The following is a 20,477-nucleotide window of genomic DNA, read 5'->3' on the forward strand; positions in this document are numbered from 1 at the left end:
AAACGTCCTGTGCAATGAAACGACAGATGAGGTGCCCCATGACTCATAGCCCTTCGCTGCAAACGCTCTGGCAGGATCGGTCGGTGGCCGGACAAGGTCTGGTGGAACCGCTGCTCAGATACGCCCGTCGCCCCGATGTCATCGTCCTCGCCGTGCCGCGGGGTGGCGTCCCTGTGGCGTATGAGGTGGCCACTGCCTTGCACGTGCGTCTGGACCTCCTCGTAGTACGCAAGCTCGGCATTCCATCCCAGCCCGAGTTCGCCATGGGCGCCATCGCCAGTGGCGGTATCCACCTTCGCAATGAAGAGGTGCTGCGGGCTCATTCGATTGATCAAGGCAGCTATGACGCCGTGGTCGCCCAGGAAACGCGTGAGTTAACGCGCCGTGAACAGGTTTACCGCGGCACGCGGGCGCCGTTGCAACTGAAGGATCAGGTGGTCATCCTGATCGATGACGGCCTGGCCACGGGGGCCTCGATGCGCGCCGCGATCCAGGCGGTGCAGTTGCAGGCCCCGGCGCGTATCGTCGTGGCGGTGCCGGTCGCGCCGCTGGATACGGTGGAGACCCTGCGCTGCATCGTCAATGAAGTGATCTGCCCGTTGATTCCTGAGCGGATGATGTCCATCGGTTACTGGTACTCGAGTTTCCCCCAGACCACCGATGAAGACGTCATTGAATTATTGCAGCGGGCCTGGCAGCGCGAATCGGCGGAAGGACGCTCGGTGTAGACGCGTCGCGACCTGTGAGCCTTACACGCCGAACGGAAAGGTTTCGTCTTCGGGTTCCCAGACAGTGCAGCGCCTCATTAATCGAGTTACACCCCGCCCCAGGCGAATCATTGAGTTTTGTCAATAAAGCCTGCACGGCCTTGAGCGAAGGTGTCTGGACCCGGTACGCGCTGGCGACCGACGCTGCTCATGGAGGCTTGTGATATGAGGTGCTCTATCAACCGATCACACCTGACGCTTGCCCTCTGTGCTGTGGTCCTTATGGGCTGTTCCGGCACCCGCGATCGGGCAGCGCAAAACACCGCGTCCATGCCCGCGCTTGCCTTGGTAAACGACGTGTGTTCCCTATGCCATGGGCTGACGGGGGAGTCGGTCGCGCCGCTGTTTCCTAAATTGGCCGGCCAGCAAAAAGACTACCTGAAGCAGCAGTTGACTGATTTCAAAGGCCATGTGCGCATGGATAAAGCCTCGATTCAGTACATGTGGGGCTTTACCCATTTGACCGAATCGCAGATCACTGAACTGGCGGACTATTTTTCAAAACAGCGGCCCATGCAAGCAGAAGCCGAAACGCCTGACGCGCGGGGCGAATTGATCTTTCGCCACGGCGTGCCTGAATCCGGCATCGCACAGTGCAGCGCCTGCCATGGCGCCGAAGGCCGGGGCCATGGCCAGACCCCGCGCGTGGCAGGTCAGCATGCCGCCTACCTGATTCGCCAGATCCAGGTGTTTCAACAGGCCGACCTGCGTGAGCGGGGTGATCTGACGAGTCAGATTGCGCATACGTTGTCGGACGCCGATAGCGAGGCTGTCGCACGTTACATGGCGCGGCTGGGTACGACGGAATAAGGACGGGGTGTCGCTCGCTGAGTGCTGTGCGTGAATGTTGGTCGAAAGTTGACAAAAATCAGTGCCCCGCATCGACGGCGCCGGATACTGGAACCGTAGCCGGAGCTTTCCAGCTACGACCCTCAAGGAGAATACCCATGAATATGCGTTTACCCGTAGCGTTGCTCAGCGTCCTCATGGCGCTGTCGGCTGGTTGCAGTAACAAGCCGGCCAAAGAAGTGGATGCACGCCTGGACGCCGCCCAAAGCACCGCGCTGTCGGCACAAGCAAGGGCTGATGAAGCCTACTCGAAAGCCGAACAGGCGGCGGCGGCGGCCAATCAGGCGCAACAGACGGCCGATCAAGCCAATGAGCGCGCCAGCCGGATGCTCGAAAAGGCAAGCCGCAAGTAGTGAACGGTTGCAGCACCCGACACGTCGTCGGGTTTGCTGCCAGGCAGTCGCAGGGTTGCCAGCAACGCGTGCCGGGCAGGGGAGGAGACGTCATGAATACCGTCCCACGACTGCCGCCAATCATCCCGCCCCGTGACGATCAATGGGCAGGACATCTGGCGCCTGAGCGCCTTCCAATGAACCGCGGCAGATAAAAAAAGCCCCTTGTCGGTTTCCCGCCAAGGGGCCGTGCAGCCCGGAATTCACTCGCCTTTGATGGGCACGACTTTGTCCGCTTTCATGGCTTCAGGCTTTTTCGGCAACGAGATGCTCAGTAGGCCTTTACTGAACCTCGCGTCGATCTTGTCGGCGTCAATACCTTTGGGCAGGTTGAATACCCGTTCGAAGGAACCGTAGTGACGTTCGCTCAGGTGGTAGCCTTTGCGTTTTTCTTCCTTGTCCTCGTGTTTCTCGCCTTTGATGATCAGGCTGCCGTTGGACAGTTTGATCTCAATGTCTTTCTGATCCATACCGGGGACTTCGGCGGTGATTTCGTAGCTTTTTTCTTTCTCGGTGATGTCCACGGCAGGCATGCCATGGCCGATCAGCTCGCGACGCCAGAACGGTTCAACGTCGAACAGCCCGCGACCGAAGGGCGACAGGCTGGTACCGCGATTGAAGTCATCGAACAGGTGGTCGACCTGTTGCCGCAGTTTTTCCAGCGGTCGCCACAGGTCAGTCGTCATGGCGTGCTGGTCGGCTTTGTGTTCGGCAGTGACCGGCATTTTTTTTGCGGAATTGCTCATCTTTCGGTACTCCTCTTCAGATAGAAGGCAGGCAGCAGAACGCTCTCTGCGCGGCCTGCCAGGACAGAACACGGGGCCTTACATGGTCAGCGTCCCCGACCACAGCATCCAGCCGGCATACGCCGCAGCCGCCCAGATAATGATCAACAGGCCGGTCTCAGGGCCGCTGAGCGGTTGTCCCTGACGGGCGCGCAGGGTGCCCAGGTAGATCAACGAACCGGGGGCGTAGAGGAGGGCGCTGAGCAGCATGTATTTAGGCCCGGCGGCGTAGAGCAACCATACGCAATACAGCGTGGCGACTACCGCGATGGCCATGTCGCGCAGTTGCAGGCCGCGATGGCCGGCGTAGGTGTCACCCTTCCAGGTCAACTTCAGCGCATACAGACCGCTGAACAGGTACGGCAACAGAATCATCGAGGTGGCCAGGGAGATCAGCGCCAGATAGCTGGCACTCGAATACAAGGTCAGCAGCAGGAACAACTGAATGCAGCCGTTGGTCAGCCACAGCGCATTGGCCGGCGCGCCTTGGGTGTTTTCCACGCCAAGCGCGACAGGCATGACCTTTTCCTTGGCGGGCGTGAACACCGACTCGGCCGCCAGCAGCGTCCAGGCGAGCAGGGCTCCGCCGACCGAAACGATCAGGCCGATGCTGATCAGCACCGCGCCCCACGGCCCGGCGGCGGCCTGCAGTACGCCAGCCATCGACGGGTTTTTCAAGGCCGCGAGTTCCGGTTGTTTGAGAATGCCCAGCGACAGCAAGGACACCGCAATCAGCAGCAACAGCGTGATGACAAAACCGATTACCGTGGCCCGCCCGACATTGACACGCTCCGCCGCCCGGGCGGAAAACACGTTGGCGCCTTCGATCCCGATAAACACCCAAACGGTGACCAGCATCGTGCTTTTGACTTGATCAAGCGTACTGCCCAATGCCGGCGAGCCCCAGAAGTCGACAGTGAACGTTTCACGCTGGAACGCGGCGATCACCAGGCCGATGAACAACAGTAACGGCACGATCTTCGCGACAGTCGTCAACGCATTGGCCCGCGCAGCGGTGCGCAAGCCCTTGAGGATCATCCAGTGCAACGACCACAACACCACCGACGCACCGACGATTGCCGCCTTGTTATTGCCTTCGCCAAACACCGGGAAGAAGTAACTCAGCGCAGCGAACAGGATCACCAGGTAACTGACGTTGCCGATCCAGGCACTGATCCAGTAACCCCAGGCGGAGTTGAAACTCAGGTATTCGCCACCCAGCGCTCGCGCATAGGCAAACACACCGTTGTCCAACGCGGGCTGGCGGTTGGACAAGGTCTGATAGACCAGCGCCAACGACAACATGCCGACGCCCGTGATCACCCAACCAATCAGAATCGCGCCAGCGCCAGCACTGGCGGCCATGTTTTGCGGCAGGCTGAAAATACCGCTGCCGATCATCGAACCGACCACCAGGGCAATCAACAAGCTCAGCGACAAGCGCTTGGGTTCTACCTTGCGCAAACTGCCTGCCACGGGTTGGGCCGCCGGCGGGACGATCGGTTGAGTGCCTTGCAGATGCGTAGCCATGACGAACCTCCACGAAAACGTGAGTTTCTGCACCGTCGAATGCGAGGGTGCGACTGCTGCGTCTAATTTCTGCGCGAAGGGGCTGGGTTTGATTGATTTAGATCAGATGTAAGTGTCTGCGGATCAGTCGCAATACTTAACTGATTGAATTGTTTTCAAAAAACATTTTTTCGCGGGTGTTTTCGTCGTTAAACGCCAAAGTGTTGTTCGTCAATGATATTGATGCGCCAGGAAAGCGCTGAACCGTAACGGGAACGTTTTATTGAGGAAGATCAAGCCGCCGCGCCCCGTGGATGCCAGGATAAGGCCAACCTGGGGCAAGGTTCCCTGTAACCTCATCGAGTGTCGAGGCGGCCCATGATGCGAGCATTACGGTTACTGCTTGGCGGCTCCCGTCAGGCCGTGGATTCCCCGGCGTTGTGGAGCCGCGCATGATGGATGCCCCTTGCCCGGCGTTGTTGGTGCTGAATGCGGGCTCTTCGACCCTCAAGTTTTCCCTTTACTTCGTGGCGGCACCAACGGTCCATTGCCTGGGCAGCGGCATGATTGAAGTGCGCCAGGGCAGGGCAACGCTGGTGTATCAGGCCCCAGGATCCGAGGCCGAACATCAGGAGCAATGGCGCGCCGACAGTTGCATGGACGCAGTTTCCCTAGGCAACCTGATGCGTTGGCTGGGCAGCAACCGCCAATGGCAGATTGTCGGCGCGGCGCATCGAGTGGTGCATGGCGGCGCCCGTCGGGAAGTGGCTGCGCGGGTCGATAGCGCGCTGATCGACGAGATACAACGACTGATTCCAATGGCGCCCTTGCACCAGCCCCTGTGCCTGGCACCGATTCTCCATGTGGCCCGCGAACATCCCGAGCTGCCTCAGGTGGCCTGCTTCGACACGGCCTTTCACCACACGCTCGACCCGCTGGAAACCCTGTATGGCCTGCCCAGGGCACTGAGCGAGGAGGGCCTGCGGCGTTATGGCTTCCATGGCTTGTCCTACGAGTACATCGCCGGGGTCCTGGCCGATTATGATCCGCGCGCGGCCACCGGGCGCACCCTGGTCGCCCACCTGGGCAACGGTGCCAGCCTGTGCGCGATGCGTAACCGGATCAGTTGCGGCACCACCATGGGTTTTTCCACCCTGGACGGACTGTTGATGGGCACCCGCCCGGGCAACCTCGACCCCGGAATCGTGCTGTTTCTGCTGCGCGAACGCGGCATGAGCGCGGAGGCGGTCGAACACCTGCTGTACCACGAGTCCGGATTGCTTGGCGTGTCTGGCGGTGTGGCGAGTGACATGCGCACGCTGCTGGCCAGTCATGCCGAGGGGGCCGCGCAGGCCATCGAGTTGTTTGTACGGCGTGCCGTCAAGGAAATCGGGGGGCTGGCCGCAGTGCTGGGCGGGCTCGACGCGTTGGTGTTCACCGGTGGCATTGGCGAACATGCTCCCGCCGTGCGTGACGCGATTCTCGACGGTTGCGCCTGGTTAGGCGTAACCCGCAACCACGAGCATCCCACCGGAGCCTGCCTGACGACGCCGGACAGCCAGGTATCCGCCTGGGTCATTAGCACTGATGAAAATGCAGTCATCGCTCGACACAGCCTGGCCTTGCTGCCAGCGCCGAGCGAGGCGCTTTAGCCACTATCGCCTTGAGGTGTCGACGTGTATGCATTCTTGCCACGCGAACTGCCAGAGCAGTTGCGCGCATTGACCGAGCTTGCGCTTAACCTGCGCTGGACCTGGAACCATACGCTCGACGAGCTATGGAAAAGCATCGACCCGCTGCTGTGGGAGCGCACCCATAATCCCTGGCTGATACTGCAGAACACATCGCCGCACCGGCTTGAAGAACTCTGTCGAGATGCGACGTTCTCGCAAACCCTCGCGCACGCCATCGAAGAGCATCGGCACTACCTCAGTGAGCCGGGTTGGTATGCGCAGCAGAAAACCGCTGGCGATTCCAAACGGATCGCCTACTTCAGCATGGAGTTCGGCCTGAGCGAGGCGCTGGCGCTCTACGCCGGCGGGCTCGGTGTGCTGGCCGGGGATTACCTGAAGACGGCAAGCGATATGGGGGTGCCGATGATCGGAGTGGGGTTGCTCTATCAGGAAGGCTATTTTCGACAAACCATCGACGCGACGGGGCGCCAGCAGGAGGCCTACCCCTATAACGACCCCACCAGCCTGCCGATCCAGCCGGCGTTTGGGCATGACGGCGCCTGGTTGAAAGTCCCCTTGGCGCTTCCCGGCCGTACCCTGTTTTTACGCGTGTGGCAGGCCATCGTCGGGCGTACCAGCCTGTACCTGCTGGACAGTAATGATTTGCTCAATGGCGCCAGCGACCGTGGCATCACCTCGAAGTTGTACGGCGGCGGTTCGCAGATGCGCTTGCTGCAGGAAGTGGTGCTTGGCATTGGCGGCTGGGCCGCACTCGACGCATTGGCGATCAGTGTCGATGTGTGCCACCTCAACGAAGGTCATGCTGCGCTGCTGGTGCTGGAGCGTGCCCGGCGCTTCATGCACCAGCACGGCACATCGTTCCACGAAGCCTGGTGGGCGACGCGGGCAGGTAACGTCTTTACCACCCACACGCCGGTGGCGGCGGGTTTCGATGTGTTTCCCGCGGCACTGGTACTCAAGTATGCCCGAGGCTATCTCGACGACTGCCACCTCTCTTCGCGCGAACTGCTGGCGCTGGGCCGACGCAATCCGTTGGACGATGATGAACCCTTCAACATGGCTTTTCTGGCACTGCGCGGGTGCGCTCAAGCCAATGGCGTGAGCCGGTTGCACGGCGAGGTCAGCCGCCAGCTATTTAGCGATCTGTATCCCCGTTGGCCCGTCCAAGAGGTACCGGTGGGGCATGTCACCAACGGTGTCCATGTCTCGTCCTGGGACTCAATGTGGTCGGATCATCTATGGACCACAAGCTGCGGCAAGGAACGTTGGCGCGGCGCGGTCGAATTGCTGCCGGCGACGGTCGCCAACAATGACGACGAGGCCTTGTGGAACATGGCGGCCGAGCAACGCCGCGACCTGGTGAACTATGCGCGCAAGCGCCTGGCCTGGCAGCTTGAGCAGCGTGACGAGTCGGCGCAGCAGGTGGCGCAGGCCGCGCAGGTACTTGACCCTAACTGCCTCACCCTCGGGTTTGCACGACGCTTCACCGACTATAAGCGCCCGAACCTGCTGCTGCATGACAGCGACCGCCTGGCGCGGCTGTTAACCAACGAACAGCATCCGGTACAACTGCTCATCGCCGGCAAGGCTCATCCCGCCGACGAGCAGGGCAAGCAACTGATCCAGGCATGGCTCGACTTCGTGCATCGCCCGGGGCTGCGCCGGCATGTGGTGTTCCTGGAAGACTATGACTTGGAAATGGCCCAACACCTGGTGCAGGGCGTCGATGTCTGGATCAACACCCCGCGTCGGCCGTGGGAAGCCTGCGGCACCAGCGGCATGAAGGTGCTCGTCAACGGCGGCTTGAACCTCTCGGAACTCGATGGCTGGTGGGCGCAAGCGTACCAGCCCGCCTATGGCTGGGCGATCGGGGATGACGCGCCGAGCAATGACGACGTCGACGCCGAGCGCTTGTACGGCCTGCTGGAAAACGAGGTAGTTCCCACGTTCTACGCACGCGATGCACAGGGTATTCCAAGGGACTGGGTGCAACGCATGCGCGCCAGCATGTCGCAACTGGGGCCGTACTACAGCAGCAATCGCATGCTGCAAGAATACCTGGAGCATCTTTACCAGCCGGCGATCCAGGCGTTTAGACGCCGCCGCGAGGATAACGCGGCACTGGCACGCACGCTCCACGCCTGGCAGAAAGGGTTGGTGTCGGCATGGGGCAATATTCATTTCGGCACGGTCGAGGGGCATCGCGACGGCGACTGTCTGTGCATCCGCGTGCCAGTCTATTTGGGTGAAGTCTCGCCTCAGTGGGTCAAGGTGGAACTCTATGGGGGACTGTGCGGCGAGTATCCCGCAGAGTGCCTGCTGATGAATGCCGTCGATGTGATTCCGGGTGCGATCCAGGGTTATATCTATTCCATTTCGGTCGCCACGATACGCCCGCTGGAGCACTACACCCCACGGGTTCGCGCCTGGCACCCGGAGGCCTTTGTGCCGGCGGAAAACCCGTTGATTGCGTGGCAGCGTTGAGGCGGATGCAGCCTTGCGACGCGCCTATTGCCAGTCGGGGCAACATCGGCACGTGAGGCTTTTCACGCAAGGCCTTCTCACACGCCCGGAATTGCGAGTGTTCGCAAGCTTCATGAACTGGTCTTCCGATCTGGACAAATACACGACCTCTGACACCTTCGGCAGGACGGACTTCAAGGCCGGAGGTGTATGGCAATACGGGGTACAGATGGAAACCTGGTTTTAATGTTCGGACGCTCCGGCCCACGCGCCTTCAGCGCGGCGGTCGGGTTGCGTCGCGCCCATCTGTCGTCGGCCTCGACGAAGCCCGGTTCGTTACACCGGATTGTTCAAGCTATTCACCCTTTCCTTCAAGAGTAAAACGCGCCTTGGTTGTTATCGTTTATTCGTGCCTTAAGCGTTGCCTGGCAGCAAATAAGTAACGGCAAATATAAACATAACAATATGAGGCTTCAAAATGAGTGCTCAATCTAAACTCACCTCTGCGTCTACCGACAACGGCAAAGTCACGTACCTGGACGCAATGGTGATTGGTGCAGGGGTAGCTGGCCTCTACCAGTTGTATCGACTTCGTGAGATGGGCTTGACGGTCCGCGCCTACGATGCGGCTTCCGGAGTTGGCGGCACATGGTATTGGAATCGTTACCCCGGTGCGCGGTTTGACTCTCAGGCAGAAATTTATCAGTACTGGTTCTCTGAAGAACTCTATAAGTCCTGGCAACCCACCGAGCGATTCCCTGCTCAGCCCGAAACGGAGCAGTGGCTGAACTTTGTCGCCGATCGGCTGGACCTCAAGAAAGATATCCAGTTCAGCACCCGCATCGCTGCGGCTCTCTTTTGCGAGGAGAGCGGGAGCTGGAGGGTGATAACCGAGGCCGGTGAAACGATCAATACCCAATACCTGATCTCTTGCTGCGGGATGCTGTCCGCTCCACTGTCCGATCGGTTCCCCGGCCAAACCAACTTCAGCGGCCAGATTTATCACACCGGTCTGTGGCCAAAAGATCCCGTGGACTTCAACGGCAAACGTGTGGCCGTGGTGGGCACTGGCGCCACCGGTATTCAGGTGATCCAGACCATCGCTCCGTCGGTGGGATCGATGAAGGTCTTCGTGCGTACCCCGCAGTATGTGATTCCGATGAGGAACCCTAAATACAGCAAAGAAGACTGGGAAAAGTGGGGCACACAATTCCACCAACTCAAGAAGCGCGTGCGAGAAACTTTTGCCGGTTTCGACTACGACTTCGACGCCGGCCCCTGGTCCGAGAAAACCCCTGACGAGCGACAAGCCGTGCTTGAGCAACTCTGGGAGGATGGTTCTTTGGCCATGTGGCTGGCTTCTTTTCCCGAGATGTTCTTTGACGAACAGGTCAATGAAGTCGTGTCGGAGTTCGTGCGCATCAAGATGCGTGAGCGTCTGCAGTCGAGGCCAGATCTCTGCAATCTACTGATCCCAACCGACTATGGCTTCGGCACCCATCGCGTACCGCTGGAAAGCAAGTACCTTGAAGTCTATCTGCAACCCAACGTCGAGGCGGTCGACTGCAAGCAGTCACCGATCGAGCGCATTGTGCCGCAGGGGATCCAGACCGCGGATGGAAAGATTCACGAGGTAGATATCATCGTACTGGCCGTGGGTTTTGATGCAGGCTCCGGCGCACTCAGCCGGATCGACATTCGAGGGCGCGACAACCGGTCGTTGAGGGAGCAGTGGAAACAAGAAATTCGCACATCGATGGGCCTGCAGATTCATGGCTACCCCAACCTGTTCACAACAGGTGCGCCGTTGGCACCGTCGGCTGCACTTTGCAACATGACTACTTGCCTGCAGCAGCAGGTGGACTGGATCACGGGATGCATTGAGTTTGCCATCCAGCACGGCAAACAAGTCGTGGAAGCCTCCAAAGCGTTCGAGGACAACTGGGTACAGCATCACGACGAGACTGCGGCGAAGACCTTGGTCGTCAAGACCGACTCTTGGTACATGGGCTCCAACGTCGACGGGAAACCACGCCGACTTGTGTCGTATATCGGCGGTGTCGGTAATTATCATCGCCGATGCGACGAAATAGCCGCACAGGGTTACCCAGGCTTTGAAATGGCCTGAAGTCGAACGACTGCTCACGGGTTGAAGCTGTCACTGCGACTCTCTAGTGCGCCGTGACAGCTCGATATACGAGGTGACCTAAAATGAATAATTATTACTCCGAAGAAAATCACGGTCCTTTTGAACTTATCAATATCGGATCGCTCCAGCTTGAAGAAGGTTCATGCATTCCGGAGTGCCGACTGGCCGTAGCCGTACATGGCACCCTGAACGCCGAGAAGAGTAACGCCATACTTGTTCCTACCTGGTATTCGGGCACGAGCAAGGCGATGGAGCAAATCTACATTGGCGAAGGGCGGGCGCTGGATCCTTCGAAATACTGCATCATCGTCGTCAACCAGATCGGTAACGGCCTTTCCAGCTCAGCGAGTAACACTGGCGGCGCATTGGCGGGCCCTGGATTTCCGAATGTCAGGATTGGCGATGACGTCAGCGCCCAGTACACATTGCTCACCGAATACTTTGGGATAGAGCACTTGGCGCTAGTGGTCGGGGGATCGATGGGTGCGCAGCAAACCTACGAGTGGACCGTGCGCTATCCAGACTTTGTCAAACGTGCCGCGGTCATAGCCGGCACCGCGCGCAATAGCGAGCATGACTTCCTGTTCACCGAAATACTCATTGACGCGATAACGACCGATCCGGCCTTCCGGGCCGGCTTATACGGTTCGTCGTCGACAGTGGAGGCCGGACTTAAGCGGCACGCGAAAGTTTGGGCATTGATGGGCTGGAGTACTGAGTTCTTTCGCGCCGAGCGGCATAAAGCGCTGGGTTTCGAATCGATGCAGGTATTCATCGACCGCTTCATGACAGGCTACTTTGCGGCAATGGACCCTAACAACCTCCTGACCATGGCGTGGAAATGGCAGCGAGGAGATGTCAGTCGAAACACTGGCGGTGATCTTGCGACGGCCCTTGGGCGAATCAAAGCGAAAACCTATGTCATGCCAATTTCACATGACCAGTTTTTTACCATGGACGATTGTCTGTCGGAGCAGCAAATGATCCCGAACAGCGAGTTCAGGCCATTGCAATCAATCGATGGTCACCTCGGACTTTTTGGCACCGATAGCGAAATGCTCAATCAACTGGACGCCCATCTAGGAGAGCTGCTTTTATCCCCAACCTATTGAAACACACCTGCAAGAACGCAAAAAAATAGCACAGGACTCCTGTGCTAAACCCAGAATAATTTTATAAAAAACAGGGTTGAAGGATGAAAATAACAACAGCACGTTCTTTGCGCGCGCCGAATACGCTCGAATCGAGTTCTGACGCCGACGTCGACTGCCTCAGGAAAAACAACCTACACTTGCGTGTCCTGCATGCGTTTCGGTTGCTGATTCTAATTCTTTGCCTTCAACGTTCGATTGTCTGCCACGCATTGGATGTCGATCCTGGCGACTATACGCCAATGCCCGATGGCACACAGCTCGGACTACTTTATTTACAGCACGCAGAACGCCATGATTATTACGTGCGCGGCAATCAGTTAAGCGACAAATATAACCTTTACTCGGATGTTGCCATCCTGAGGGGGGTTAGCTATCAAGCGTTTGCAGGCCTGCTGACGAATATCCAACTTCTATTGCCTTTCGGCCATCTCTCGACAGGTGGCGATATAAAAGCCATGGGCAGTGAAAGCGGAATGGGCGACCCCATTCTGGCGAATGCGATCTGGATCCATCAGGATCCTTCAAAAAACCGCGCATTGGGCCTGACTCAATATCTTTTTTTGCCTATAGGCGACTACAGCAAGAATCAAGAGTTGAATATCGGGGAAAACAGATGGAAATATGTCTTGCAGGGCGGGTACATGCACGGTATCGGCAGTAGCGTCATTCTGGATTTCGTTGCTGATGTTACTTTTTTCGGTGATAACGATAGTTACTCCGCTCGTGACCTGACGCTGAAGCAGGATCCACAGTATCAGATGCAAGGATTTATCCGGTACAAGCTCAGTGACCGCGCAGCTATGCATGTCGGTTATTCGCGGCTATGGGGCGGGCAGAGGACAGTTGACGGAACTGATTTGGAAGATGAAAGCCGTCAAGCAAAAATAATGCTGGGAGGGTCTTACTTCGTTACTCCTAAAGTTCAGTTGCTTGCGACATTGGGGCGAGACATGTCAGTTGAAAATGGCTTCAAGGAGGCGTCTCGCCTTAATCTTCGAGTGCTTTACGTATTCTAAGTCACACCGCTCTTGATCAAGGAAAGTCAGGCAAGGACTCCCCAATCGAGCTGCGCTGGCTACGTCAGGAAAATCATCGAAAACACCCCCCAGGGCGATGGCCTGATATGAATCGCTCCGTTGCGAGAACTCCGCCTCGCAGCCCCTTTTGCGGCCGCCCGCCGGTGGCCGTTTTTTTTGCCTGGGTCGGAAACGTTAGTAACCATCAACGCATGGAAATCGGTCGGTGACTTTTTATAGCTGTTTCATACTGGCATTCGGTTTTTTATAATTACTTAAATCGCGTAGCGTTTGATATTTGTTTCGATGCCGCTCATCCCATGCTAGTATTTCTGTGAGATGTACATACTAATAAAAACAATATTACAAGGCCAGCCCTCGAGTGCTTTCAGCACTTTACGTAGGAGCACAGCGAGAGCAAGGATGACGGCCTTCAAGTGAGACTTTAATTATGCCGACTGTCATTACTCCAAAGGAACTTCTCAAGTGGGTGCCAGGCGTAGTTCTCAGCTCAAGCGAAGAGCTCGGATGGAAAGATATAGAACAACGGTCATATCGCTATAGAGGTCAGGACGTTCTCATTCCACCCCTTGATCATTTCATGATCGTTTATTATTTTGGCGGCCGTACACCGATGGATCGATGCGTGGACGAGGGCTGGACGCGCACAGCTTGCGCTCCGGGCGATATTTCGCTGCTTACGATGTCACAGGACTCCCACTGGAACTGGACTGAAGACATTGATGTTTCTCACCTCTATCTTTCCAATGCGCTGATGTCACGTGTGGCCATGGATGTTATGGACCGTCCGATTGAAGACGTTCGCCTACATGATCTGCTCCGCACCCAAGACTCGATCCTGACAGCGATTGTCGGCGCAATCACAAATGAAGTAAGAAATCGTGGAATTGGTGGGGCATTGTATGTGGAAGCCTTGAGTATGCAGTTGGCCATTCACCTCCTACGGCATTACGCCAGTGTCACCTTTAAAGAATTCAGTGCGCCTGGCCGGCTGTCCCAACAGCAAAAAAAATACTTGCTCGAGTTTATCGATGCTCACCTGGAAGAGTCCATACGTCTGGACGAAATGGCCGATGCCGTAGGATTGGGCGTCTGGACATTCTCCCGAAAATTCAGTGAATCATTTGACTGCTCGCCACATACATTTGTTACCGAACAGCGCATCGAGCGAGCCAAACGAATGTTGTACAGCGGCACACTTTCGATTAAAGAAATTGCCTATCATTGCGGATTTTCCGATCAAGCGCATTTGACACGTGTATTACGTACTAAACTCGGCATGACGCCTACGCAACTAAGGAACAATAAAAACCACGAATAGTAGATGCCTGGACAGGAAAATCCAGATTGAAAGCATCGCGTAGGAGCGGGCCAAGTCGAAAGAGAAAATTTGCGGTAAATTCCAGTTAGCCCTCACACGGCACCCAGTCGCGCCCTCTATTCCAGAACAGTATTCGCCTTGCGAATCGGCAACCGTCGCCGAGGCAACGTCGGATCCGGCCGATACAAAATAAATCAGTACTCTTGGGCAGAATTCTGAACGACACTGTGACGTGTTGCGTTGATCGGATGGCAAATTCCCAATGCAGCGGCAAGACAACCAGCAACCGCGCCGGCGGCACCGAAAGGCGGAATATGAAAATCAATTCGGCGGAATTTAGAGTACGGGAAGGTGACAAGGTCAATCTCCACAAGTGGCCGACCAAGGTGGAGCCTTTCTACAAGTCAAAACAGCAATATCGCAAGCTTCTGAGAGCGCATGTTGCGCAATTGAGCGCGCAGCAACAGCTTCTTTACGCGTCCAATCGCTATGCCATTCTGCTGATTTTCCAGGCGATGGATGCGGCTGGAAAAGATGGTGCCATCAAGCATGTGATGTCAGGGGTGAATCCGCAGGGTTGCCAAGTATTCAGCTTCAAGCATCCCAGCGCGGCTGAATTGGAGCACGACTTTTTATGGCGAACCACACGCAATCTACCGGAACGCGGGCGGATTGGCATATTCAATCGGTCGTACTATGAGGAGGTACTGATTGCGCGTGTCCATCCGGAGATTCTCCGAAGCGAGGGACTCCCGGATGCTCTTGAAAACAAGAGTACTGTCTGGCGCGACCGATATCGTTCGATCTCCAATTTGGAGCGACACCTTTCAGGTAACGGAACATGCGTCGTCAAATTTTTTCTCCATCTCTCGAAAGAAGAGCAACAAAAGCGCTTCCTTGATCGCATCGATAAGCCGGAAAAAAACTGGAAATTCAGTGCGGCGGATATCGAGGAACGCAAGTATTGGAACGACTATATGCAGGCCTACGAAAAATGTCTTAGTGCAACGAGCACGACTGAGACACCTTGGTATGTTGTGCCTGCCGATGACAAGAAAAATGCCCGACTGATCGTATCTCAGATACTTTCAGATGTGCTGGATGGGCTGAGAATGTCATATCCAAAGACCAGCGAGGAGCGTCATCAAGAACTGCTGAATATCCGCAAGCAGCTTCTGGAAGAATAACTAAGTTTGCCGTACTCACTACCTGCCCAGGTGGCGAATGGGCGGTGTGACAGACGCAGCAACATCCCAAGTCAGCATGAGCTGGCTGATCGCCGCATCAAGGCTGGCGTGCGGCACCCCATCGCGGGCCAAGATCGAAACGCCTTGCAGGAAACTGTCAAACACTGTCGCCATCACCGCCGACTGGGTCTGCTCGGGCAACTGGCCGATGTGCACCGCGCGCTCCACACAGGCCACGATCCCCGCCCGCGTGCGCAGCCGCGATTGGGTCAAGCCATTCGCCACCCGTGCGTTCTCCGGGCTGGGCGCGCTCATCACGCCCAGCGCCACCATGCAGCCCTTGGGGTGGCCGTCTTCACACTGCATGCGTACCGACTGGCGCAGCGCGGTCTCAATCGCCTGACGCGGCGGCAGGCTTTCATCCCACAGGCATTCGGTGACTTTGGCGTAGGTGTCCAGGTAGCGCTGCACGCACTCCTCGAACAGCGCCTCTTTGGAGCCGAACGCCGCGTAAAAACTCGGCGCGGAAATGCCACCACCCAGACCGGCCTTGAGTTGGGCGAGGGAGGTGGCGTCATAGCCGTGTTGCCAGAACAGGTGCATGGCCTGTTCCACGGCCTGGTCGCGGTCGAAGGTGCGGGGGCGGCCCATTTGTGCCATGGCAGGTCTCCTGTGCAAAGGCATATAAATACTAGTCGATACATAAGTCATTGACAATGCGCGGAGCGCGCCTGCAATATTTGTATCGATCAGTATCTAAGTCGCTTTCCAAGGAGTTTCCCGTGCCCCCCTCACTCACCTTATCGGCCGCGTCCGAGCGCCTGCCCATCGGCGCGTTGCTCGCCCTGGCGATGACCGGTTTCATCTGCATCGTTACCGAAACCCTGCCCGCCGGCCTGTTGCCGTTGATCAGCGAGGGCATGGCGATTTCGCCGTCCATGGCCGGGCAGATGGTCACGGCCTACGCGCTGGGGTCGGTACTGGCGGTGATCCCCATGACCAAAGCCACCCGGGGCTGGCGTCGGCGCAATGTGCTGCTGCTGACCATCGTTGGTTTTCTGCTGTTCAACTCGATCACCGCGCTGTCGTCCCATTACGGCATAACCCTGGTTGCGCGCTTTTTCGCAGGCGTCGCGGCGGGATTGGCCTGGAGCTTGTTGGCCGGTTACGCGCGGCGCATGGTCGCGCCCCATCAACAGGGCAGGGCGCTGGCACTGGCGATGGTCGGCACGCCGATTGCGCTGTCGCTGGGCGTGCCGCTGGGCACCTGGCTGGGCGGGCTGGTGGGGTGGCGCACCACGTTTGGCCTGATGTCGGGGTTGACCCTGGTATTGATCGTCTGGGTGCTGGTGAAAGTGCCGGACTATACGCCGCAACCCGCACACCAGCGGCTGTCGCTGGGCAAAGTGCTGGCCACGCCAGGCGTGCGGCCGGTACTGGCGGTGGTGATCAGTTGGATGCTGGCGCACAACATTTTGTACACCTACATCGCACCGTTCGTGGCGCCCGCGGGGTTGGCGAGTCACGTCGACCTGGTGCTGCTGGTGTTCGGCATCGCCGCGTTGGCGGGGATCTGGATCACGGCCAGGCTGGTCGAGCCTTTGCTGCGCAAGACCGTGCTGGTGAGCCTGGCGACGTTTGCGCTGGTCAGTGTGGCGTTCGGGTTGCTGGGGAATAGGCCTGAGGTGATCTACCTCGGTGTGGCGGTGTGGGGGCTGAGCTTCGGTGGCGCCGCGACCTTGCTGCAAACCGCGCTGGCCGATGCTGCGGGCGACGGCGCAGATGTGGCGCTGTCACTCAACGTGGTGGCGTGGAACAGCGCGATTGCCGGCAGCGGCGTGGTCGGCGGCGTGTTGCTGGACACATGGGGCGTGGCGGCATTTCCGTGGGCGATGCTGGGGTTGGGGGCGCTGGCGCTGGGCATTGCGTGGACGGCGCGGGCCCATGGTTTCAAGCCGGGGAAGCGGTCTGCCGATGGTGCGGCGGCGGTGGGGCATTAGTGTTGGCGCGACCTGCCATCACTTACGCCGCCCTGGCCCTGGCCGGGCGCGCGCTACTGGCCGCTGGCCTGGCCGGCCGTCTCACCCCCAGCGTGAAAGTTCTCAGCGCAACTGTCTGGCGCCTGGGCGGCTTCGGCTTCCAGCTTTTCCCGGTCGGCCTTGCTGACGTATTTATCCTTGGATTTGGGCGCCAATTTGGCGCTGGCCTTTTTCGCCTTGGCCTTGAACAACTGCTGGAGTTTTTTCTGACGATTCATGGGTTTTTTACCAGATCTGTAAACGCGCGAATCATACCAGTTTAAAAAACCTGATCGTTGCGCCTGCCGGTCATCGGGCAGGCGCTCAACGCATCAAAGGCTGACGGGGCTAGGCGCTTCTGCCTCAACCGGCCGAGGCGATGAGCGTGACGATATAAACCCTGGGGAATAAATAGTGTTCGGAGAAGAACAGGTAAACCAAATAACCAAAGGCCGCGATCAAGACTGCATTCATGAGTGTTTCTGAAACCAGGATCGCGCCCCATAGGGTGTTATCCATCGTCGTGCCGGATGAGGTAATGGTACTAGGTCGATGTTTGCTTCAATGTCGAAACGAGCGCTCCAAAAACTCGCTGATCAGCCCCACCACCTGCTGTTGAATCACCGCCCGTGGCCGAGCCCCCTCACCATCCCGGCAAATCATGCCGTCGCCCGGCGAATCCGCTTCAATCAACGCCATGCCACCCGGCTTGCAGATCGCCATGAAACTGAAGTGAGTGGCGTCGGCGATCTCCACGTATTGCGTCGACGCTTTCGGCAGGCGCTTGACCAAGGCGGCGGACTCCAAGTTAGGGTCCATCTCCTCCGACGGCACACCCCCCGCGATTACCAGCGCCGGCACTGGCAATACCGCCAGGCTGGCGTGGGTGAAACCGCGCGACAGGCCCAGGTCCAACGACACAATGGCGGTGATGCGTTTGTCGCTCAGGTCAGCGGCCAGTTGGACCTTGCCGGCGGGTGTGCCGGCAGGGTTCATCTGCCGATAGCCAATGCAACCGCCCAGCTTCGGGTGGACGTTGCAGTCTCGATTGAACAGGTCTGGATCGAAACGGGCACCGGCGATTTCCAGCACGGTCCAGCCGCCGAGGGAGTGGCCCACGGCGGCAATCTGGTTGTGCTTGACCGCGCCAAATTGCGCACGCTGCGCGAGCACCGCGTCGATGGCACGGCTGAGGTCTTTGGGCCGTTGCCACAACTGCGCGGCGGCGGCGGGGCTGCGATCCTTACTGGTGGTGCCGGGGTGGTTGACCGCTGCCACGATGTAACCTTGATGAGCCAGTGCACTGGCCAGCCACACCTGGTTGCGCCAATTGCCGCCGTAACCGTGGGACAGCACCACCAAGGGATGCTCTCCGGCAGCCGGCGGTGCGTCGGGCACGGCGAGAGTCCCGATGAACACCGCATTGTCGGCGATCAGCTCAGGCTTGGCCGTGGCGGCGGCGGGGTACCAGACGGCCAGTTGCAGCGCACGCTGGTTCTCTACATCGGGCAGGGTGGCGGTTTTAAAGCCGATCGGGTTTTCGTCGGCGAATGCCGGGGAGGTCAGGCAAAGCAGCAATAGCGCGCAGAACGCCGTTCTCATTGTTTTTATCTTCCATGATGGGATCGAAGGACCGTGGGGCTAAGGTAGTGCGTAGCGCCCATGATCCGGCGGGATCGTATCGTGTTTTGGGTCGCTGACCTACATCTCCCGGGGAGGGCAAGCGCTATGCCGGCATTCAGAACCAGCTATTTTATGCAGAAAACTGCAATAGGGTATACGGCGATGCACAGGCCGTCCTGGTCAAGATGATCGAGGCGGGCAGAGGCTTGGGGTAACCGAGCATGGCGACGTCCCAGCATGGGCGGTAATTGACTTCAGTACCGATCGAAGGTGTGAAAAGCATGAACACGTTGAGTCCCGACCTCGATAACGGCGCGCGCCAGGCGGCCTTGCTGACGGTACACCAGATGGCGGAAGCCGACCGGCTATCGGTGGTTGCCGGAGTGTCGTCTTTCGAGTTGATGAGCAATGCCGGTGCGGCGGTGGCGCGCGAAATCGAGCGCCGCTGGACACCCCGGCCGCTGCTGGTGCTCTGCGGGCCGGGCAACAACGGCGGCGATGGTTTTGTCAGCGCATACCGACTTGCGCAAGCGGGCTGGCCAGTGAGGGTGGCGATGTGGGGCAGTCGAGCGGCCCTGAAAGGCGAAGCCTGGCAACATGCACAGCGTTGGCAGGGCGAGGTTCAAGCCCTGAGCCCCGCGGCGCTTGAGGGGGCCGAGCTGATTGTTGACGCGGTGTTCGGCGCTGGTCTCGCCCGTGCGCTGGAGGGGCAGGTGTTGGACACCCTTGCCGCGGCTGGCCGTGGCAAGGCGCCAATTGTCGCGGTCGACACGCCCAGCGGCGTGATGGGCGATACCGGTGAGTCCTTGGGCGCGGTGGCGGCAGCCCTGACAGTGACGTTTTTTCGCAAAAAGCCCGGGCATCTGCTGTTGCCGGGGCGCGATCTGTGTGGCGAAGTCGTTGTGGCCGATATTGGCACGCCCGAAGCGGTGCTCGACGCGATCGTCCCCCAGGCATTTGAGAATCACCCTGCGTTGTGGCGGCTCGACTTACCGCGAGCCGGTCTCGATACCGTCGAGCAAACCTTTGCTGCAACCCCCGCGATCATTGCTGCGGATGCCATGCAGGTGCTGACCCTTCACGAGGGCGAATTTCGGCGGATGTTCGACTTCGTCGGCGACAAATTGACCCGCACTCGAGCCGCTGCCCAGCGCTGCTCGGCGGTGGTTGTGCATCGAGGCAGCGACACGGTGATTGCCCGCCCCGATGGCCGCGCCGTGATCCACTGCAGCGTGCCCTCGGCCGGCACCGGCGACCTATTGGGCGACATTGTTCTGTGGTTGCTGACCCAGGGCATGCCGGCTTTTTCGGCTGCGGCAGCGGGCGTGTGGCTGCACGATGCGGCCGGTGCCGAATTCGGCCCAGGGTTACGGGCAAAAGAGGTACCGAATCTTTTACCAGGGCTATTACGTCGACTGTACGGTTGATTGTCCGTGGACGTGTCGGTGAGCGGTGTATTCCACGTCCAATGTCTGATTTGAAACCTGGATGGGCGTGCGTTTGATATTTATCAAGTACGGTTTGCCGGA

18 protein-coding genes and 1 pseudogene are annotated in these 20,477 nt (G+C 58.5%); 13 read left to right on the plus strand and 6 right to left on the minus strand.

Annotation, left to right across the window (positions count from 1 at the left end; genetic code table 11):
* Positions 1 to 38: 38 nt before the first annotated feature.
* From J2Y83_RS13380 to J2Y83_RS13390, 3 genes are all read left to right on the plus strand, one after another.
* Entirely contained in the window at positions 39 to 728 is a 690-nt protein-coding gene (locus J2Y83_RS13380) for a phosphoribosyltransferase (protein ID WP_253395868.1), read from the plus strand.
* Between the two features lie 189 nt (positions 729 to 917).
* Entirely contained in the window at positions 918 to 1,577 is a 660-nt protein-coding gene (locus tag J2Y83_RS13385) for a c-type cytochrome (protein WP_253395869.1), read from the plus strand.
* Positions 1,578 to 1,714: 137 nt separating this feature from the next.
* Positions 1,715 to 1,969, plus strand: coding sequence for an Lpp/OprI family alanine-zipper lipoprotein (locus J2Y83_RS13390; protein WP_253395870.1), 255 nt, complete (start codon positions 1,715 to 1,717; stop codon positions 1,967 to 1,969).
* A gap of 242 nt (positions 1,970 to 2,211) precedes the next feature.
* Here the strand turns inward: J2Y83_RS13390 and J2Y83_RS13395 are convergent, their stop codons facing one another.
* Positions 2,212 to 2,754 (minus strand): Hsp20/alpha crystallin family protein, encoded by a 543-nt coding sequence (locus tag J2Y83_RS13395; protein WP_253395871.1) that lies wholly within the window; start codon positions 2,752 to 2,754, stop codon positions 2,212 to 2,214.
* A 78-nt stretch (positions 2,755 to 2,832) separates the two neighbouring features.
* Positions 2,833 to 4,323 carry an arginine-ornithine antiporter gene (gene arcD / locus J2Y83_RS13400; RefSeq protein WP_301295008.1) on the minus strand — a complete coding sequence of 497 codons (1,491 nt, stop codon included), beginning with the start codon at positions 4,321 to 4,323 and terminating at the stop codon, positions 2,833 to 2,835.
* Positions 4,324 to 4,754: 431 nt separating this feature from the next.
* On the opposite strand from arcD, the gene J2Y83_RS13405 reads away from it, so the two are divergent.
* From J2Y83_RS13405 to J2Y83_RS13440, 8 genes and pseudogenes are all read left to right on the plus strand, one after another.
* A complete protein-coding gene (locus J2Y83_RS13405; RefSeq protein ID WP_253395872.1) occupies positions 4,755 to 5,954 on the plus strand; it encodes an acetate/propionate family kinase in 1,200 nt (399 codons plus the stop codon).
* 24 nt (positions 5,955 to 5,978) lie between these two features.
* On the plus strand, positions 5,979 to 8,480 hold the full coding sequence (glgP, locus tag J2Y83_RS13410; RefSeq protein WP_253395873.1) for an alpha-glucan family phosphorylase: 2,502 nt from the start codon (positions 5,979 to 5,981) through the stop codon (positions 8,478 to 8,480).
* Between the two features lie 73 nt (positions 8,481 to 8,553).
* Positions 8,554 to 8,706, plus strand: a pseudogene (locus tag J2Y83_RS13415) (carbohydrate porin); the annotation flags it as partial.
* 231 nt (positions 8,707 to 8,937) lie between these two features.
* A complete protein-coding gene (locus tag J2Y83_RS13420) occupies positions 8,938 to 10,587 on the plus strand; it encodes a flavin-containing monooxygenase (RefSeq protein WP_253395874.1) in 1,650 nt (549 codons plus the stop codon).
* Positions 10,588 to 10,670: 83 nt separating this feature from the next.
* Complete coding sequence (locus J2Y83_RS13425) at positions 10,671 to 11,720, plus strand: alpha/beta fold hydrolase (RefSeq protein WP_253395875.1); 1,050 nt, start codon at positions 10,671 to 10,673, stop codon at positions 11,718 to 11,720.
* A gap of 83 nt (positions 11,721 to 11,803) precedes the next feature.
* Positions 11,804 to 12,778: a transporter gene (locus J2Y83_RS13430; RefSeq protein WP_253395877.1), complete on the plus strand. Its 975-nt coding sequence runs from the start codon at positions 11,804 to 11,806 to the stop codon at positions 12,776 to 12,778.
* Between the two features lie 451 nt (positions 12,779 to 13,229).
* A complete protein-coding gene (locus tag J2Y83_RS13435) occupies positions 13,230 to 14,120 on the plus strand; it encodes a helix-turn-helix domain-containing protein (RefSeq protein ID WP_253395879.1) in 891 nt (296 codons plus the stop codon).
* A gap of 248 nt (positions 14,121 to 14,368) precedes the next feature.
* Entirely contained in the window at positions 14,369 to 15,307 is a 939-nt protein-coding gene (locus tag J2Y83_RS13440; protein WP_253395881.1) for an ADP-polyphosphate phosphotransferase, read from the plus strand.
* A gap of 18 nt (positions 15,308 to 15,325) precedes the next feature.
* On the opposite strand, the gene J2Y83_RS13445 is transcribed toward J2Y83_RS13440, so the two are convergent.
* Positions 15,326 to 15,967, minus strand: coding sequence for a TetR/AcrR family transcriptional regulator (locus tag J2Y83_RS13445; protein ID WP_253395883.1), 642 nt, complete (start codon positions 15,965 to 15,967; stop codon positions 15,326 to 15,328).
* Between the two features lie 122 nt (positions 15,968 to 16,089).
* Here J2Y83_RS13445 and J2Y83_RS13450 point away from each other — a divergent pair, with 122 nt between their 5' ends.
* On the plus strand, positions 16,090 to 17,307 hold the full coding sequence (locus tag J2Y83_RS13450; RefSeq protein WP_253395885.1) for an MFS transporter: 1,218 nt from the start codon (positions 16,090 to 16,092) through the stop codon (positions 17,305 to 17,307).
* A gap of 53 nt (positions 17,308 to 17,360) precedes the next feature.
* Here J2Y83_RS13450 and J2Y83_RS13455 read toward each other — a convergent pair whose 3' ends face one another.
* From J2Y83_RS13455 to J2Y83_RS13465, 3 genes are all read right to left on the minus strand, one after another.
* On the minus strand, positions 17,361 to 17,564 hold the full coding sequence (locus J2Y83_RS13455; protein WP_253395887.1) for a DUF2986 domain-containing protein: 204 nt from the start codon (positions 17,562 to 17,564) through the stop codon (positions 17,361 to 17,363).
* Positions 17,565 to 17,688: 124 nt separating this feature from the next.
* Positions 17,689 to 17,844 carry a DUF2569 family protein gene (locus J2Y83_RS13460; protein ID WP_253395889.1) on the minus strand — a complete coding sequence of 52 codons (156 nt, stop codon included), beginning with the start codon at positions 17,842 to 17,844 and terminating at the stop codon, positions 17,689 to 17,691.
* Positions 17,845 to 17,886: 42 nt separating this feature from the next.
* The gene (locus tag J2Y83_RS13465; RefSeq protein ID WP_253395891.1) at positions 17,887 to 18,927 is read right to left on the minus strand and encodes an alpha/beta hydrolase family protein; all 1,041 of its coding nucleotides are present in this window, start codon (positions 18,925 to 18,927) and stop codon (positions 17,887 to 17,889) included.
* A gap of 302 nt (positions 18,928 to 19,229) precedes the next feature.
* Between J2Y83_RS13465 and J2Y83_RS13470 the strand changes: the two genes are divergently transcribed.
* Entirely contained in the window at positions 19,230 to 20,375 is a 1,146-nt protein-coding gene (locus tag J2Y83_RS13470; RefSeq protein WP_253395893.1) for an NAD(P)H-hydrate epimerase, read from the plus strand.
* The last annotated feature ends 102 nt before the right edge of the window (positions 20,376 to 20,477 follow it).

This window comes from Pseudomonas marginalis (genome assembly GCF_024169655.1).
In the GTDB taxonomy this organism is placed as follows: domain Bacteria; phylum Pseudomonadota; class Gammaproteobacteria; order Pseudomonadales; family Pseudomonadaceae; genus Aquipseudomonas; species Aquipseudomonas paraveronii.